At 73.7% G+C, this 16,801-nt stretch carries 14 protein-coding genes; 10 read left to right on the forward strand and 4 right to left on the reverse strand.

What is annotated here, in order from left to right; genetic code table 11:
• The first annotated feature begins 249 nt into the window (after window positions 1-249).
• Entirely contained in the window at window positions 250-1,044 is a 795-nt protein-coding gene (locus ACH4VO_RS14665; protein ID WP_360986709.1) for a hypothetical protein, read from the forward strand.
• A 71-nt stretch (window positions 1,045-1,115) separates the two neighbouring features.
• Here the strand turns inward: ACH4VO_RS14665 and ACH4VO_RS14670 are convergent, their stop codons facing one another.
• On the reverse strand, window positions 1,116-2,396 hold the full coding sequence (locus ACH4VO_RS14670; protein WP_360986706.1) for a DUF1015 domain-containing protein: 1,281 nt from the start codon (window positions 2,394-2,396) through the stop codon (window positions 1,116-1,118).
• A gap of 70 nt (window positions 2,397-2,466) precedes the next feature.
• Between ACH4VO_RS14670 and ACH4VO_RS14675 the strand changes: the two genes are divergently transcribed.
• From ACH4VO_RS14675 to ACH4VO_RS14690, 4 genes are all read left to right on the forward strand, one after another.
• Window positions 2,467-3,495, forward strand: a complete 1,029-nt coding sequence (locus ACH4VO_RS14675; protein ID WP_360986703.1) for an HAD hydrolase-like protein — start codon at window positions 2,467-2,469, stop codon at window positions 3,493-3,495.
• Window positions 3,496-4,023: 528 nt separating this feature from the next.
• Entirely contained in the window at window positions 4,024-5,025 is a 1,002-nt protein-coding gene (locus tag ACH4VO_RS14680; RefSeq protein WP_360986763.1) for an iron chelate uptake ABC transporter family permease subunit, read from the forward strand.
• Window positions 5,022-6,080, forward strand: coding sequence for an iron chelate uptake ABC transporter family permease subunit (locus ACH4VO_RS14685; protein ID WP_360986700.1), 1,059 nt, complete (start codon window positions 5,022-5,024; stop codon window positions 6,078-6,080). Before ACH4VO_RS14680 ends, ACH4VO_RS14685 begins: the two co-directional genes overlap by 4 nt.
• 74 nt (window positions 6,081-6,154) lie before the next feature.
• The gene (locus ACH4VO_RS14690; protein ID WP_360986697.1) at window positions 6,155-6,952 is read left to right on the forward strand and encodes an ABC transporter ATP-binding protein; all 798 of its coding nucleotides are present in this window, start codon (window positions 6,155-6,157) and stop codon (window positions 6,950-6,952) included.
• A gap of 12 nt (window positions 6,953-6,964) precedes the next feature.
• Here the strand turns inward: ACH4VO_RS14690 and ACH4VO_RS14695 are convergent, their stop codons facing one another.
• On the reverse strand, window positions 6,965-7,312 hold the full coding sequence (locus tag ACH4VO_RS14695) for an SCP2 sterol-binding domain-containing protein (RefSeq protein ID WP_360986694.1): 348 nt from the start codon (window positions 7,310-7,312) through the stop codon (window positions 6,965-6,967).
• Window positions 7,313-7,354: 42 nt separating this feature from the next.
• Between ACH4VO_RS14695 and ACH4VO_RS14700 the strand changes: the two genes are divergently transcribed.
• The 5 genes from ACH4VO_RS14700 (at window position 7,355) to ACH4VO_RS14720 (ending at window position 12,944) form a co-directional block, all read left to right on the forward strand.
• Complete coding sequence (locus ACH4VO_RS14700) at window positions 7,355-7,657, forward strand: hypothetical protein (protein WP_360986691.1); 303 nt, start codon at window positions 7,355-7,357, stop codon at window positions 7,655-7,657.
• Between the two features lie 7 nt (window positions 7,658-7,664).
• Window positions 7,665-8,480 (forward strand): TlyA family RNA methyltransferase, encoded by an 816-nt coding sequence (locus ACH4VO_RS14705; protein WP_360986688.1) that lies wholly within the window; start codon window positions 7,665-7,667, stop codon window positions 8,478-8,480.
• Entirely contained in the window at window positions 8,477-9,400 is a 924-nt protein-coding gene (locus ACH4VO_RS14710) for an NAD kinase (RefSeq protein ID WP_360986685.1), read from the forward strand. Before ACH4VO_RS14705 ends, ACH4VO_RS14710 begins: the two co-directional genes overlap by 4 nt.
• 74 nt (window positions 9,401-9,474) lie before the next feature.
• A complete protein-coding gene (recN, locus tag ACH4VO_RS14715) occupies window positions 9,475-11,238 on the forward strand; it encodes a DNA repair protein RecN (RefSeq protein WP_360986683.1) in 1,764 nt (587 codons plus the stop codon).
• 539 nt (window positions 11,239-11,777) lie between these two features.
• Window positions 11,778-12,944 carry a glycosyltransferase family 4 protein gene (locus tag ACH4VO_RS14720; RefSeq protein WP_360986681.1) on the forward strand — a complete coding sequence of 389 codons (1,167 nt, stop codon included), beginning with the start codon at window positions 11,778-11,780 and terminating at the stop codon, window positions 12,942-12,944.
• Between the two features lie 34 nt (window positions 12,945-12,978).
• Here ACH4VO_RS14720 and ACH4VO_RS14725 read toward each other — a convergent pair whose 3' ends face one another.
• Entirely contained in the window at window positions 12,979-14,604 is a 1,626-nt protein-coding gene (locus tag ACH4VO_RS14725; RefSeq protein ID WP_360986678.1) for a PucR family transcriptional regulator, read from the reverse strand.
• A 116-nt stretch (window positions 14,605-14,720) separates the two neighbouring features.
• Window positions 14,721-16,523 carry a glycoside hydrolase family 15 protein gene (locus ACH4VO_RS14730; protein ID WP_360986760.1) on the reverse strand — a complete coding sequence of 601 codons (1,803 nt, stop codon included), beginning with the start codon at window positions 16,521-16,523 and terminating at the stop codon, window positions 14,721-14,723.
• Window positions 16,524-16,801: the final 278 nt, after the last annotated feature.

A 16,801-nucleotide genomic window follows, 5' to 3' on the forward strand; every position in this document is an offset into this window, starting at 1 on the left:
GGTGGGTTCCGTCGTGACGACAGCCGGGGCGGCAGCGCCGCTGGGGGCTTCGGCCGTGACGACCGCAGCCGTGACCGCGGTCCGCGCCGCGACAACGACCGGGGCAACGACCGTGGTGGTTACCGTGGCCGGGACGACCGAGGCGGCTACCAGGGGCGCGACGACCGCGACCGGGAGCCGGTCAAGAGGCTGCCCATTCCTGACGACGTCACCGGCGACGAGATCGACAAGGACGTCCGCCAGGAGCTCATGAGCCTGCCGAAGACGCTTGCCGAGGACGTCGCACGGAACCTGGTCATGGTGGCCCGCCTGATCGACGAGGACCCCGAGCAGGCGTACGCGTACGCGCGCATCGCGTTGCGTCTGGCTTCGCGCGTCGCCGCGGTGCGCGAGGCCGCCGGCTTCGCCGCGTACGCCACGCAGAAGTACGCGGAGGCACTGGCCGAGTTCCGGGCCTCCCGCCGGATGACCGGGTCCGTCGACCTGTGGCCCGTCATGGCGGACTGCGAGCGTGGGCTCGGGCGTCCCGAGCGGGCCATGGCCATGGCCGGTGAGCCCGAGGTGCAGAAGCTGGACAAGGCGGGCCAGGTAGAGATGCGTCTGGTGGCCGCCGGGGCCCGCAGGGACATGGGGCAGATCGACGCCGCCATCGTCACGCTGCAGAGCCCCGAGCTCGCCTCCAGCGCCGTCCACTCCTGGACCCCGCGTCTGCGGTACGCCTACGCGGACGCCCTCCTGGAGGCCGGGCGCGAGGACGAGGCCCGCGAGTGGTTCGCGAAGGCCATGGAGGCCGACAAGGACGGTGCGACCGACGCGTCCGACCGTCTCGCCGCGCTCGACGGGGTCGAGTTCGTCGACGCCCTCGGCGAGGACGACGAGCAGGACGACGTCACACCGGCGGCTGAGGGCGGCCCGGGCACGAAGGACCACGCGGATGAGACCGCCGACGCCGAGAATGGTGCAGAGGCTGTAGAGGCCGAAGAAGCTGAAGGCGACGGCGTCGACGACGGCTTCGAGGGCGCGGACGGACCCGCGAAGGCGTAAGCGCTGACGTACAACGCGCACAGGAGGGGGCGGTACCCGGTGGGTGCCGCCCCCTCCTGCGTTCCGGCCCGTCAGTCCGTGCCGAGGCTGCGCAGGACCAGGCCCGTTGCCGGCTTGGGGCCGAACGAGGTCGACTTGCGGGGCATGGTGATGCCCTGCCTGGCCAGGTCCCGGACGGTTTGCTCGCTCACCGGATGCATCAGGACCGCCGTGGCGCCGCGCCGCTGGGCCTGCTCGACCGCCGCCTCGGCGCTGTGGATGTAGGCGATGTGGTCCGGGTCGTCCGGTATCCGCCAGACATGGTCGAGGAGCACGGAGTGCAGCACCGTGGCGTCGAGCGCCCGCCACGCCGCCGGCCGGTCCGCAGGCACCGTTCGGGCCAGGAGGTTCTCGTCGGGCCGGTCGACGAGATGGAAGTGGCCGTCTCCCGCGAGCACGAAGGCGTTGCCCTCGACCGAGGCTTCCGCGAGCGCGTCGAGCGCCCTGGGGAGAGGCCCCTCGACGGTCCGTACCCTGCAGGCGCCTTCGAGAGCCCGGAGCGCCTCCGCGACCGGAAGGCGGTGCAGCAGGCGGTGGATGGCACGGACCTGCAGGGGATAGCGGGCCGTGTCGACCAGCAGGACCAGACCGAAGTCCCACGGCCCCGGTCCGGACCGTTCCTGCTGCAGCCTGAGATAGGTGGCCCAGCGGTGGTGACCGTCGGCGATCAGGGCCTGGTGACGTGAGAGATCGGACTGGATCTCCGCCCGTTCCGCAGGATCCGTGACCGCCCAGAGGCGGTGGGCGACACCGTCCTCGGTGGTCGTCGAGAGCAGCGGCAGGCGCTCCACCACCCGTTCGATGACGGCCGTGGCACCGGTAGGCCCGCCGTCGCCGGCGTAACTGAGGAGCAGCGGTTCGAGGTGGGCCGCCGCCGTACGCATCAGGGCGGCGCGGTCCTCGACGATGTCGGCCATGACGTCCTCGTGGGGCAGTACGACGCCGTCGGCCGGGGGCGAGAGCGCCAGCGCCCCGATCACCCCGCGCTGGAGGACCTCGCCGGCCCGCTGCTCGTAGACGTACAGCACCGGCTCCGGGTCGGGGGCGAGGACGCCCTCGGCGAGCCAGCGCCGCAGGGTCCGTGCCGCCTGCCGGTGCCGTGCCGCGGCGCTGTCCGCCTGGGGGAGGATCAGCCGCACGATGTTGTGCGGGTCCGCCGACTCCAGGTGGTGCAGCCCGTCGGGACGTACGACGACGTCGTACGGGGGAGAGGTCACGGCGGCCAGACTGCCGACCCTTTCGGGGACGTACCGCAGTCCGCGGAAGGGGATCAGCCGCAGTCCATGGCCGTCGGCAGGCCCGGGTGAGTTCATCCGTGCATCGTATGTGCGCCATGGGATGGGCGATGATCGGGGGAGAGGCATGGAAAGAGGAGCGCGGCATATGAGTCAGCAGTACAGGTCCCGGCCGCACGAAAGTGGTGTGGCGCTGAGCAAGGCGTATGACACGGCGCTGCTCGATCTGGACGGGGTGGTGTACGCGGGCGGGCATGCGATCGTGCACGCTGTCGAATCACTGGGCACCGCGAGCGCGGGCGGCATGCGGCTGGCGTACGTGACCAACAACGCCCTGCGGACCCCCGACGCCGTCGCCGGCCACCTGACGGAGCTCGGGATCCCGGCCGAGCCGGCCGACGTGATCACCTCGGCGCAGGCGGTCGCGCGGCTGATGGCCGATCAGCTGCCGCCCGGGGCGCGGGTCCTCGTGGTCGGCGGGGAGGGGTTGCGCGTCGCGCTGCGCGAGCGGGGGCTGGTGCCCGTGGAGTCGGCGCAGGACGACCCGGTCGCCGTTGCCCAGGGGTACGGGGGGCCCGACCTGCCGTGGGGGCGGTTCGCCGAGGCGGCGTACGCGATCGCGGGCGGGGCCGTGTGGTTCGCCTCCAACACGGACCTGACGATCCCGGGCGCCCGGGGCATCGCGCCGGGCAACGGCGCCGCGGTAGAGGTCGTACGGATCGCCACGGGCGCGGAGCCGCAGGTGGCCGGCAAGCCGTTGCCGCCGATGCACCGCGAGACGGTCCTGCGGACCGGGGCCGAGCGGCCCCTCGTCGTCGGGGACCGGCTGGACACCGACATCGAAGGCGCGTTCAACGGGGGCGTGGACTCCCTTCTGGTGCTGACCGGGGTGACCGACGCGGCCCAACTGCTCGCGGCCGAGCCGAAGTACCGGCCGACCTATGTGGACCGGGACCTGCGCGGCCTGCTCACCGGACAGCCGGAGGTGTCGGTGCGGGACGGAGCCTTCCACTGCGGTGGCTGGACGGCCGGGGCGCGGGGCGACGCGCTCTCGCTGGAGGGTGACGGTGACCCGCTGGACGGTCTGCGGGCCCTGTGCGGGGCTGCCTGGACGCATGCGGGGGCAGGTTCGTGCACTCTGGACACGGGGAAGGCGGTGGCCAGGCTCGGCCTGTGACCGATCGCGCCCCGGGCGCCGGGAGGGGCCGTCCAGCGGGTAGCAGGCCACCGGGAAGGCCACGCCTCGGTTGGCAGGACCACCGGGTAGCCGGACTACCGGAAAGGCCCCCCGCCGGGAAGGCCCGCCCGGGTAGCCGGACTACCGGGAACGGCCCGCGCATGGGAAAGGCCCACGCACGGGAAAGGTTCACGCACCGGGAACGGCCCACGCGCCGGTTAGCAGGACCACCGGGCAGCCGGAGTTCCGGCAGGACCGCCCACCGGGAGGGTCCCACCGGGAAGGTGCGTCCATCGGGAGCCGGGCCGCAGGGGAGGCCGCCCCGGGACAGCTTGGCCGCAGGGTGGGCCGCCCGTCGGAAGCCCGGCCGCCACGAGGAAGGCCGCGGGGAGCTAGCCCGCCGGGCGGTGGCACCGGAGCCGCGCACCGGGCAGTTCACACATTGGGAGGATAGGCTAACCTAACCCGGTGTTGGTCGAGAGTCCCCCCGAACCGAACGCCGGCCCCGGAGCCGCGCCGGAGACACCCGTGCGCGCCGGACGCCACGCGCTGCGCGCCGCAGGGCTGTTGGCGGCGCTGGGCGTGCTGGTGCTGGTATGCCTGGCGAGTGTCGCCGTCGGCGCGAAGGCCCTGCCGCTCTCCGAGGTCCGGCACAGCCTGTTCCACGCCTCGGGAACCAGCGTCGACGTCCTCGTACGGGACGTCCGGGTGCCGCGTACGGTGCTCGGGCTGCTCGTCGGGGCCGCGCTCGGCCTCGCCGGTGCGGTGATGCAGGCGCTGACCCGTAACCCGCTCGCCGAACCCGGGCTGCTGGGGGTCAACGCGGGCGCGTCGGCGGCCGTCGTCTCGGCCATCAGCTTCTTCGGCGTCACCTCACTGACCGGGTACGTCTGGTTCGCGTTCGGCGGTGCGGCGGTCGTCTCCGTCGCGGTGTACCTGCTCGGTGGCAGCCGGTCCGCGAATCCGGTCCGGCTGGCCCTCGCGGGCACGGCGGTCACCGCCGCGCTGTTCGGCTACGTCAACGCCGTACAGCTGCTCGACGCGGCGGCGCTGGACCGGCTGCGGTTCTGGACCGTCGGATCGCTGGCCTCCGCCGATATGGGAACCGTCGCCAAGGTATGGCCGTTCATCGCGCTCGGCGTGCTGTTGTCGCTGCTCATCGCCCGCCCGCTGAACGCGCTGGAGATGGGAGACGACACGGCAAGGGCGCTCGGCGCGCACCTCACCCGCACCCGGATCCTCGCCATGGTGGCCGTCACCCTGCTCTGCGGGGCCGCGACCGCCGCCTGCGGGCCGATCGTCTTCATCGGGCTGATGATCCCGCACCTGGTGCGCAGCATCACCGGCCCCGACCTGCGGTGGATCCTGCCGTACGCGGCCGTGCTCGCGCCCGTGCTCCTGCTCGGCGCCGACGTGGCCGGCCGGGTGATCGCCCGGCCCTCCGAACTGCAGGTCGGCATCGTCACCGCGCTGCTCGGCGGACCCGTCTTCCTCCACCTCGTACGACGCAAGAGGATGGCCCAGCTGTGAAGGCCGCACCGGACACCACGAGGACGGTCCGTGCCGTACGGACCACCGGCGGGTACTCCTTCCGCGTCGACGTACGGGCGTGCCTGGTCGTCGTGCTGCTCGCAGCCGCCGCGCTCGCCGCCGCGGTGGTGCTCATCGGCAGCGGTGACTACGCCATGTCGCCCGGTGAGGTACTCACCACGCTCACCGGCGGCGGAACGTTCCAGCAGGAGTTCGTCGTCACGGAACTGCGGCTTCCGCGGGTCCTGGTCGGCCTTCTCGTCGGTGCCGCCCTCGGCATGGGCGGTGCCGTCTTCCAGAGCGTCTCCCGCAACCCCCTGGGCAGCCCCGACGTGCTCGGCCTCGGGCAGGGCTCCGCGGTCGGCGCCCTCGTCGTGATCGTGCTCCTGGGCGGCGGGGCCACCGAGGTCGCCGCGGGCGCCGTGGCCGGCGGCATCCTCACCGGAGCCGCTGTTTACCTGCTCGCCTGGAAGCGGGGCGTGCACGGCTACCGGCTCGTCCTCGTCGGGATCGGCGCCGCCGCGATGCTCACCGCCGCCACCCATTACCTGATCACCAAGGCCGACCTGGTCGACGCCACCCGCGCCGTCGTCTGGATGACCGGTTCCCTCGACGGCCGGGACTGGGCGCAGGTGTGGCCCCTGCTCGCGGTCTGCGCCGTGCTCCTGCCCGTGGTGCTGGGGCACGGCCGGGCGCTGCGCATGATCGAGATGGGCGACGACGCCGCCCACGCGCTCGGCGTACGGGTGGAGCGCACCCGGCTCCTCCTGCTCGGCTGCGCCGTGCTGCTCGTCGCGGTCGCCACCGCCGCCGCGGGCCCCATCGTCTTCGTGTCGCTCAGCGCCCCGCAGGTGGCCCGGCGGCTCACCCGTGCGCCGGGGCCCAACCTGGCCGCGTCGGCCGCCACGGGCGCGGCCCTGCTCCTCGTCGCCGACTGGACCGCCCTGAACGCCTTCGGCGACCGGCAGCTTCCGGTGGGCGTGGTCACCGGCGTGATCGGCGGCTGCTACCTGCTGTGGCTGCTGGTGTCCGAGCGCAGGGCGGGCCGCATATGAGAACCGGCACGCCGGCGACCCCACCGGACACCGCCACCGCGCGGACGACCCCCTTCGAGACCGGGAGCACGACCATGCAGCGCCTCACCGCGGACTCGGTGACCCTGGGCTACGACCGGCGGATCATCGCCGAGAACCTCTCGGTCGAGATCCCCGACCACTCCTTCACGGTGATCGTCGGCCCCAACGCCTGCGGCAAGTCGACGCTGCTGCGCGCGCTCTCCCGGATGCTCAGGCCGAGCAGGGGAGAGGTGCTGCTGGACGGGCGGTCCATCCACCGGCTGCCCGCCAAGGAGGTCGCCAGGACCCTGGGCCTGCTGCCCCAGTCCTCCGTGGCCCCCGACGGCATCACGGTCGCCGACCTCGTCTCGCGCGGCAGGTACCCGCATCAGGGACTGCTGCGCCAGTGGTCGCCCGAGGACGAGCGGATCGTCGTCGGTTCCATGGCCGCGACCGGCGTGGGAGAGCTCGCCGACCGCTATGTCGACGAGCTCTCCGGCGGCCAGCGCCAGCGCGTCTGGATCGCCATGGCCCTCGCGCAGCAGACCCCGCTGCTGCTCCTCGACGAGCCGACGACGTACCTCGACATCCAGCACCAGATCGATGTGCTCGACCTCTGCGCGGACCTGCACGAGAGCCAGGGGCGCACGCTCGTCGCCGTACTGCACGACCTGAACCACGCCGCCCGTTACGCCACCCATCTCATCGCCATGCGCCAGGGCGAGATCATCGCCGAGGGGGCGCCCGGCGACATCGTGACCGCCGAACTCGTGGAGCGGGTCTTCGGCATGCCGTGTCAGGTCATCGACGACCCGGAGACGGGCACCCCGCTCGTCGTCCCCGCCGCCCGCAGGAGGCGGGCCGGCGCGTGAGCCGGCGGCCGGTCACAGCAGCGATCTGAGCTTGAGCAGATCGCGGAAGCCCGCCTCCAGCCGGACCCGCCCCGATCCCCAGGCCTTCGCGAAGTGCAGCTCGCCGTTCACCATGGCCACCAGGTCGTCCCCGGTCATCGCGAGGCGGATCTGCGCCTTCTCGCGGGGAGGGCCGTCGTACGTGTCGAGGACCTGGATCCGGCCGTTCGCCAGCCGCCCGGCGAAGGTGCCGTCGAGGTCCGTGATGTGGCAGCTCAACGAGCGGTCGAGCGCAGCGGCGCTGCGTACGTCGCCGTCGGCGCCCGCCAGGTTGCCGGAAAGTGTGTCGAGTGCGCTGCGGCACTCCGCCATGGTCGCCATCGTCACCGACCGTACACCGGCCCTTCGGGGTAGCGTTCCCGCATGAGCGACTGGATGCCGGAGCCGGGGACGGCGCGGGAGGACGACGCGGACGACACGGCCGCCGCGCCGAAGACGCCTTCCTTCGCCCCTGTCCCACCCGCCCCCATCGGTGTTCCGCGCACCCCCACCGGACACGCCGGGGTGGACGCGCGGCTGGAGCGGCTGGCCGATGCCGACCACCTGCCGGCGGACGGCCATACCGAGGTGTACGAGGATGTACACCGTGGGCTGCGTGACGAGCTGACCGCGCTGGACGCCCGGCCCGCACCCGCATCGACGCCCGCGCACGACGACAGGAGCTGAACCGAACGTGGCAGGAGTGGCACGACGCCGCCTCGACGCCGAGCTGGTACGCCGTAAGCTGGCCCGCTCGCGCGAGCACGCCAGCCAGCTGATCGCAGCGGGGCGGGTGACCGTGGGCGGCAGCACCGCGGCCAAGGCCGCCACCCAGGTCGAGACGAGTGCGGCCGTCGTCGTCCTCGCGGACGACAGCGACCCCGAGTACGTCTCGCGGGGCGGGCACAAACTCGCGGGCGCCCTGGCCGCCTTCGGGCCCCTCGGGCTGAAGGTGGAGGGGCGGCGGGCGCTGGACGCCGGGGCGTCGACCGGGGGCTTCACCGACGTGCTGCTGCGGGCCGGGGCCGGTCATGTCGTCGCCGTCGACGTGGGTTACGGGCAGCTCGCCTGGTCGCTGCGGTCCGACGAACGCGTCACCGTCAAGGACCGCACGAACGTTCGCGAGTTGACGCTCGAACAGATCGACGGTGAGCCGGTGGACCTCGTGGTCGGCGACCTGTCGTTCATCCCGCTCGGCCTGGTGCTGCCCGCCCTCGTGCGCTGCGCCGCCCCCGACGCGGATCTGGTCCTCATGGTCAAGCCGCAGTTCGAGGTGGGTAAGGAACGCCTGGGCAGCGGCGGTGTGGTGCGCAGCCCCGGGCTGCGGGCCGAAGCCGTACGGGAGGTGGCGCGCCGGGCGGGTCTGCTGGGCCTCGGCGTGCTGGGGGTCACGGCGAGCCCGCTGCCCGGGCCCTCCGGAAACGTCGAGTATTTTCTGTGGCTGCGGGCCGGAGCACCTGAGCTGGATCCTGCGGATGTCGACCGTGCAGTGGCGGAGGGGCCTCGTTGACGACGCATGCGGCACAACCCGGAGACGCGGAACGCACCGTCTTCCTGCTGGCGCACACCGGCCGTCCTGCGGCCATCCGCAGCGCCGAACTCGTCGTCCAGGGCCTGCTGGCACACGGCCTGGGCGTGCGGGTGCTGGCCGTGGAGGCGGCCGATCTCCCGCTGCCGCCGTCCGTGCAGACGGTCAGCGACGCCACCCCGGCGGTCCTGGACGGCTGCGAACTCCTGATCGTGCTGGGCGGGGACGGGACGCTGCTGCGGGGCGCCGAGATCTCCCGCGCCTCCGGCGTCCCCATGCTCGGCGTCAACCTGGGCCGGGTGGGCTTCCTCGCCGAGGCCGAGCGCGACGACCTGGACAAGGTCGTCAACCGGGTCGTCACCCGGGCCTACGAGGTCGAGGAGCGCATGACGCTCGACGTCGTCGTCCGCAGCAACGGCGACATCGTGCACGCCGACTGGGCCCTCAACGAGGCCGCCGTGCAGAAGGTGTCGCCCGAGCGGATGCTGGAGGTCGTCCTGGAGATCGACGGCCGGCCGGTGACCGGGTTCGGCTGCGACGGCATCGTCTGCGCCACCCCGACCGGTTCGACCGCGTACGCCTTCTCCGCGGGCGGTCCCGTCGTCTGGCCCGAGGTCGAGGCCCTGCTCATGGTCCCCATCAGCGCCCACGCGCTGTTCGCCAAGCCGCTCGTGACCTCGCCCACGTCCGTCCTGGCCGTGGAGGTGCAGCCGCACACCCCGCACGGGGTGCTGTGGTGCGACGGCCGCAGGTCCGTCGAGCTGCCCGCCGGAGCCAGGGTCGAGGTGCGGCGAGGGGCCGTGCCCGTACGGCTTGCCCGGCTCCACCACGCCTCGTTCACCGACCGTCTGGTCGCCAAGTTCGCCCTGCCCGTCCAGGGCTGGCGGGGCGCTCCGCACTGATCCGCGCCGTGGTGTGAGAGCTCCGTGTCGCCGGGCAGGCCGTTAGCGCGCCGGGGCCCGGACCTCGTAAGGTCATGTCCGTGTTGGAGGAGATGCGGATACGGTCGCTCGGAGTCATCGACGACGCGGTGGTGGAGCTGTCACCCGGTTTCACCGCGGTGACGGGTGAGACCGGCGCGGGCAAGACCATGGTCGTCACCAGTCTGGGTCTGCTGCTCGGGGGGCGTGCCGACCCCGCCCTCGTGCGGGTCGGTGCCAAGGCCGCGGTCGTCGAGGGACGGATCACGGTCTCCCCGGGGGACGCGGCGGCGGTGCGCGCCGAGGAGGCCGGCGGCGAGATCGAGGACGGCGCGCTGCTCGTCAGCCGTACCGTTTCGGCGGAAGGGCGCTCCCGGGCCCACCTGGGCGGCAGGTCCGTGCCCGTCGGGGTGCTCGCCGAACTCGCCGACGAGCTCGTCGCCGTACACGGCCAGACCGACCAGCAGGGGCTGCTCAAGCCCGCGCGGCAGCGGCAGGCACTCGACCGGTACGCGGGCGACGGCGTCGCCGTCCCGCACACCGCCTACGCGGCGGCCTACCGGCGGCTGCGCGCGGTCAGCGCCGAGCTCGAGGAACTGACCACCCGGGCCAGGGAACGGGCCCAGGAGGCGGACCTGCTGCGTTTCGGCCTGGACGAGATCGCCGCGGTGGAACCGCTGGCCGGGGAGGACACCGACCTCGCCGCCGAGGCCGAGCGGCTCGGTCACGCCGAGGCCCTGGCCTCCGCGGCAGCCCTCGCGCACACCGCGCTCGCGGGCGACCCGGAGGACCCCGAGGGCGTGGACGCCACCACGGTGGTCGCCGCCGCCGGGCGGTCCCTGGACGCGGTCCGGGCCCACGACCCGGCGCTGGCCGCGCTCGCCGACCGGATCGGTGAGATCTCCATCCTGCTCGCGGACGTGGCGGGAGAACTCGCCGGGTACGCCGACCAGCTGGACGCCGACCCGCTGCGGCTGGCCGCCGTCGAGGAGCGGCGTGCCGCGCTCACGGCGCTCACCCGCAAGTACGGCCAGGACGGCCTGGACGGTCACAGCACGGCGGCCGTACTCGCCTGGGCCCGGGAGGGTGCCGCCCGGCTGACCGAGCTGGAGGGCGACGACGACCGGATCGGCGAGCTGACGGCGGAACGCGACGCGCTGCGCGCCGAGCTGTCCGGGCTCGGGCAGGCGCTGACCGACGCGCGTACGGAGGCGGCGGCACGCTTCGCCGCGGCGGTGACGGAGGAACTGTCCTCCCTCGCGATGCCGCACGCCCGGGTCTCCTTCGCCGTCCGGCAGACCGAGGCGGCGGACGAGGCGTCCGGCATCGACGTCGGGGGCCGGAGCGTGGTCTACGGGCCGTCCGGGGCCGACGAGGTCGAGCTGCTGCTGGCTCCTCACCCCGGCGCCCAGCCCAGGCCCATCGCCAAGGGTGCGTCCGGGGGTGAGCTCTCCCGGGTGATGCTCGCCGTCGAGGTCGTCTTCGCGGGCTCCGACCCCGTGCCGACGTACCTCTTCGACGAGGTCGACGCGGGTGTCGGCGGCAAGGCCGCCGTCGAGGTCGGCCGGCGGCTGGCGAAGCTCGCCCGGTCCGCGCAGGTCGTGGTGGTCACCCACCTGCCCCAGGTGGCCGCCTTCGCCGACCGGCAGCTGCTGGTCGAGAAGACGGTGGACGGCTCGGTCACCAGGAGCGGTGTCACGGTCCTGGAGGGCGAGGACCGGGTACGGGAGCTGTCCCGGATGCTGGCGGGGCAGGAGGACTCGGAAACGGCCCGGGCGCACGCCGAGGAACTCCTGGCGACCGCGCGGGCCGGCAGCTAGAACGCGTTTCGAGGGAGCGCCGTCCGCCCGGAGGGCAGGACGGGCGGCGTCCGGTGCGTGCGAGCGCACGGCGGAGGGCCGACCCGGTACTCGCCGCACGGGGCGGTCCCGACGACGCGGCGCGTGCGCGTGCCGGACGTCGCCGGGCGGGTGGACGGCATCTTCCCCACCCGCCCGGCGGGCGCGGCACGTCGCCGCGCTGTCGGGATCGTCCGTCTCCGCCCGGCACAGGGACAGCCCCCCGCCGTGCGGTGTACGGCACCTGACGCCGCGGGCGGGGCCCTTCAGGCTGACGACCCGCTTTCCGGAACACGCCTGCCGGGCACGGGCCGGGCGCCCGCCGGGCACGGGCGGTGGTGGGTGGTGGTGGCCACACGTCAACTCCGTCTCTCCTGAGCCACTCGCACGAGTGGGGTGGACGGTCCGGCTGTCGCCGCGCCGAGGGGAGCAACGTTTCTCCGGTGCCTGAACGTGCGTACGGGCTGGCATCCTTGGCGCTGTACATTCCGCCGACTCGGGAGCCCCGGGAGCCATCCAACGTGTCAGAGCTGCGTACGGTCCAAGTCCTGGGCGGCGGTGCCGGGAGCAGCGCACACGTCACCTCCCTGGCGGCGGGACTGGTCGCCCGGGGGGTGCGGGTCACGGTCTGCGCCCCGCCCGGCGCGGAGGGGGCCCACGGCTTCCCGGCCACGGGGGCCCGCTTCGCCCCCGTACCCCGGAGCAGTGATCCGGCGGCCGTGGCCGCCTTGCGTGCCGCCTGCGCGGACGCGGACGTCGTCCACGCGCACGGCCTGCATGCCGCCGTCCGTGCCGGGATAGCACTGAGCGGCCGCCGTACGCCGCTGGTCGTCACCTGGCACGACCGGGCCACGGCGGAGGGCGCCCGCGGCTGGCTGCTGCACCTGCTGGAGCGAAGGGCCGTCCGTGCGGCGGCCGTTGTGCTCGCCACGTCGACGGAGCTGGTCGACCGGGCCCGCCGCCGGGGCGCCAGGGACGCCAGGCTCGCCCGCCCCGCCGTTCCGGCGAGCGGCTTCACCCGCGCCGGCGACGCGGCGGTGAAGGAGGGGGCGACGGATCGTGACGCGGGGACCGGGGAGGCGACGGCCCCCGAGCACCCGGGGCGCGACGACGGCAAGGTGCGCGCCGAACTCGGCGCGATCGGCAGGCCCTTGCTGGTGTCGGTGGCGGGCTCGTCGCCCCACCACGGCCACGACACGCTGCTGGACGCCGCCCGCGTCTGGCGGGCGCTCGACCCCGTACCCCTGCTGGTCGTCGTGGAGCGTGCGCACCCGACGGTGGCCCTGCGCCGCCGGATCGGCGGCGAGGGGCCGGCCGTCGTCCTGGCCGGCCGGGAAGGTCTCGGCGAGATCCTCGCCGCCGCCGACCTGGCGCTGCTGCCCGGCCGAGGGGAACACCGGCCGGTGCTGGCGCACGAGGCGTTGCGGCTCGGCATCCCCCTGGTGGCCGCGGAGTCCGAGGGCCTGTCCGAACTCGTCGGCGAGGCGGCGGCATGGGTGCCCTACGGTGACGCGGGGGCCCTGGCCGGCACGGTGACCGGGCTCCTCGGCGACGCGGGCCGGCGGGAGCGCCTCGCCGAAGCGGGCCGGCTGCGGGCCACCGGCTGGCCCACCGAGGACGACACGATCGCCCATGTGCTGTCCGTCTACGACGAACTGGCCCAGCCGTCGGCGGCGCCGCGTACGTGAGGCCCCGCGCGCCCTACGGGGGAGCCGTGCGCACTCAGGGCGCGTGGCGGCGGGCCCGCAGGGCCAGGCTCAGGGCCAGTACAGTCTCGGGATCGTCCAGGTCGGCGGCGAGCAGTTCCCCGATGCGGGCCAGCCGGTTGTAGAGCGTCTGCCGGTTCAGATGCAGGTCACGCGCGGCCTCCGCCTTGCGGCCGGCATGGGCGATGTACGCCTCCAACGTGGGCAGCAGCGGGGGACGCGAGGTCCGGTCGTGCTCGCGCAGCGGCCCGATCGCCCGGTCCACGAACGACGCCAGGTCGGGGTCGTCGCGCAGTCGCCACAGCAGCAGGTCGATGTCGAGGCGCCGGGCGTCGTACCAGGGCCGTTCGCCGAGCCCCTGCGCCGCCGTGGCAGCCTCGGCCGCATGCCGCAGACCCGCGCCCGCCGCCGCCCAGTCACCCGCGTCCCCGACCACGACGACCGGCGTGCGGTCCCCGGCCCGCTCCAGGCCTGCCCGCTCCACCCCGGCCCGCAGCGCCGCCGCCGCCCGGTCGGCGACCCCGGTGCGGCCGGTTCCCGGGCGCAGTGCCAGCAGCAGGGGAATCCGGCCCTCCACGGGCCGTACCCCGAGCAGCGCGGGCACTCCCATCGTCGACAGTTCCTCCGTCACGGCCCGTGCCAGCAGCGCCCAGCTGCCCGCCGGCGCGGAGCCGGGGGCCAGCCGCATCACCACCGGCAGCAGCGGATCCGCCCCGGGCCTGAACCCCAGCACCCTGGCCTGGGCGGGCGCGTCCTGCGCCGCGATGCGGCCCTCGGCGAGATCGGTCAGGAAGTCCCCACGCCCCCGCGCAGCGAGCTCCTCCTCCTGGCGTGCCTGCATCAGGACGACCGCCAGGATGCCCGCCGCCCGCTCGGCTGCCATCCGGTGCACCGCCACCAGCGGCCCCGCCACGGCGAGCAGGACCAGCCGGGCCCGCACGGAGCCCGCTCCCTGGCCGCCGCCCGGCACTTCCACCAGGACCGCTCCGGCAGGGGGTGCCGCACGATCCTCCCGGCCGCCGCGCAGCCCGTCCCAGACCTGCAGGGGATCGGCGCCGACCGGCGCGGTGCCGGTACCCGCCGCGTACAGCAGCCGGCCGTCCGGGGTTTCCAGGAAGACCGGGTTCGCCGTGAAATCGGCCAGAATGCCGAGTACCTGCGGTACTCCGCCGCCGTCGAGCACCGCCCGCGTGCAGCGCCGGTGCACCTCCTCCGCCCGCTGGAGCAGGGCGTAGTGCCCGTTGACGATCTCGGTGTGGATCTCCTCGGTCACCGCGACGAACGGGACCTCGCGGTGCAGTTGGACGAGCGGCAGCCCCGCCGTGCGTGCGGCGTCCACGATCGCGGCCGGCAACCGGCTGAAGCGCGGCCCCAGCTCGACGACCAGGGCGGCGATGCCCCGGTCGGCGAGCCTGCGGACGAAGGCACGCTGCTCGGCGGGGCGTGCCCCGAGCGTCAGCCCCGTCGTGAGGAGCAGCTCCCCGCCCTTGAGGAGGGCGGGGATGTTCGGCGCCTCGCCGGCGTGCACCCAGCGCACCGTGCGGTCCAGCCGGTCCGCGCAGGCCAGGACCTCCGGAAGCCCGCCACGCAGCCCCGGAAGTTCCAGGGCCCGCCGCACGGTGATCCCGCCCTCTGTCTCCACTGATAGCGGTCCCTTGCTCGTACTCGCCGGCCCACGCCCCGCGTGAGCCGGCCCACGCCCCGTGAGCCGGCCCACGCCCCGCGTGAGCCGGCCCACGCCCGGCTCACGCGGGGGAATCAGCCGACATACGCCCCGCTCGCCGTGAGCCGCAGGGCCGTGTCGATCAGCGGCACATGGCTGAAGGCCTGGGGGAAGTTCCCCACCTGGCGCTGGAGCCGGGAGTCCCACTCCTCGGCCAGCAGCCCCAGGTCGTTGCGCAGGGAGAGCAGCTTCTCGAAGAGCTGGCGGGCCTCGTCGACCCGGCCGATCATCGCCAGGTCGTCCGCCAGCCAGAACGAGCAGGCCAGGAACGCCCCCTCGTCGCCCTCGAGGCCGTCCACGCCCGCCTCGTCGCCCTCGGTCGGGTAGCGCAGGACGAACCCGTCCTCCGTGGACAGCTCGCGCTGGATGGCCTCGATCGTGCCGATGACGCGCTTGTCGTCGGGCGGCAGAAAGCCCATCTGCGGAATCAGGAGCAGGGAGGCGTCCAGTTCCCTCGACCCGTAGGACTGGGTGAAGGTGTTGCGTTCCTCGTCGTAACCCCGCTCGCAGACGTCACGGTGGATGTCCTCGCGCAGCTGGAGCCACCGCTCCAGCGGCCCCTCGGCGTCCCCGGACTCGATGAGTTTGATCGTGCGGTCGACCGCGACCCAGGCCATCACCTTGGAGTGCACGAAGTGGCGGCGCGGCCCGCGCACCTCCCAGATGCCCTCGTCCGGCTCCTGCCAGTGGTTCTCCAGGTACTCGATCAGCTTGAGCTGGAGGCCCATCGCGTAGTCGTTGCGGGTCAGCCCGGTCATGTGCGCCAGGTGGAGCGCCTCGGTGACCTCGCCGTAGACGTCGAGCTGCAGCTGGTTCGCCGCACCGTTGCCGACGCGCACGGGGCCGGAGCTCTCGTAACCGGGCAGCCAGTCCAGCTCCGCCTCGCCGAGCTCCCGCTCGCCCGCGATGCCGTACATGATCTGCAGGTTCTCCGGGTCGCCCGCCACAGCCCGCAGCAGCCACTCGCGCCACGCGCGGGCTTCCTCGCGGTACCCCGTGCGCAGCAGGGAGGAGAGCGTGATCGCCGCGTCCCGCAGCCAGGTGTAGCGGTAGTCCCAGTTCCGGGAACCGCCGATGTCCTCCGGCAGGGAGGTGGTCGGCGCCGCCACGATGCCACCGGTCGGCGCGTACGTGAGCGCCTTCAGGGTGATCAGCGAGCGGACCACCGCCTCCCGGTAGGGCCCGTGGTACGTGCACTGCTCCACCCACTCGCGCCAGAAGTGCTCCGTCGCCTCGAGGGACCCCTCGGGGTCCGGCATGGCGGGCGGCTCGTGGTGCGAGGGCTGCCAGCTGATGGTGAACGCGATCCGGTCGCCGGGTGCCACGGTGAAGTCGGAGTACGTCGTCAGGTTCTGGCCGTACGTGTCGACCTGGGTGTCCAGCCAGACGGAGTCCGGGCCCGCGACGGCGACCGTGCGGCCGTCCACCTTGTGCACCCAGGGGGTGACCCGCCCGTAGCTGAACCGCATCCGCAGTTCGGAGCGCATCGGCACCCGGCCGCTCACGCCTTCCACGATGCGGATCAGCTGCGGTGCGCCGTCTCGCGGCGGCATGAAATCGGTCACGCGGACGGTGCCGCGGGGGGTGTCCCACTCCGATTCCAGGACGAGTGAGTCCCCGCGGTAGCGGCGCCGGTCCGCGGCCGGGGGCTCCGCGCCCTCCGGACGGGCGGGTCCAAGCCGCCAGAAACCATGCTCCTCGGTGCCGAGGAGCCCGGCGAAAATGGCATGCGAGTCGAAGCGGGGCAGGCACAGCCAGTCAGCTGTGCCGTCCCGGCAGACCAGGGCGGCGGTCTGCATGTCTCCGATGAGTGCGTAATCCTCGATGCGCCCGGCCACGTGCGTCTCCAGTCGAACGGCCATGTCGCCCCGGAGGGCGCTTATTGCTGGTCAAGGGGTCGTTGTAGTAGAACCGACGAGCTCTTGCACGGGTGTAGCGGGCTGGGGTGGAGCCGCTGGGCCGGCCGACTCGGCAGCGAAGGTCCGAGCAGGATACGACGCACCAGGGGGTTCCGCGCGACTGTCCGCCAGTTGTCCTACTCCTGCAACCGGCGAATGGGCAGGACGCGAAAAAGGTACGGCGATCCTGTGCCTGCCGTGTGCGAGGCGTGGCCGGA

It is taken from the genome of Streptomyces sp. NPDC020780 (genome assembly GCF_044334475.1).
In the GTDB taxonomy this organism is placed as follows: domain Bacteria; phylum Actinomycetota; class Actinomycetes; order Streptomycetales; family Streptomycetaceae; genus Streptomyces.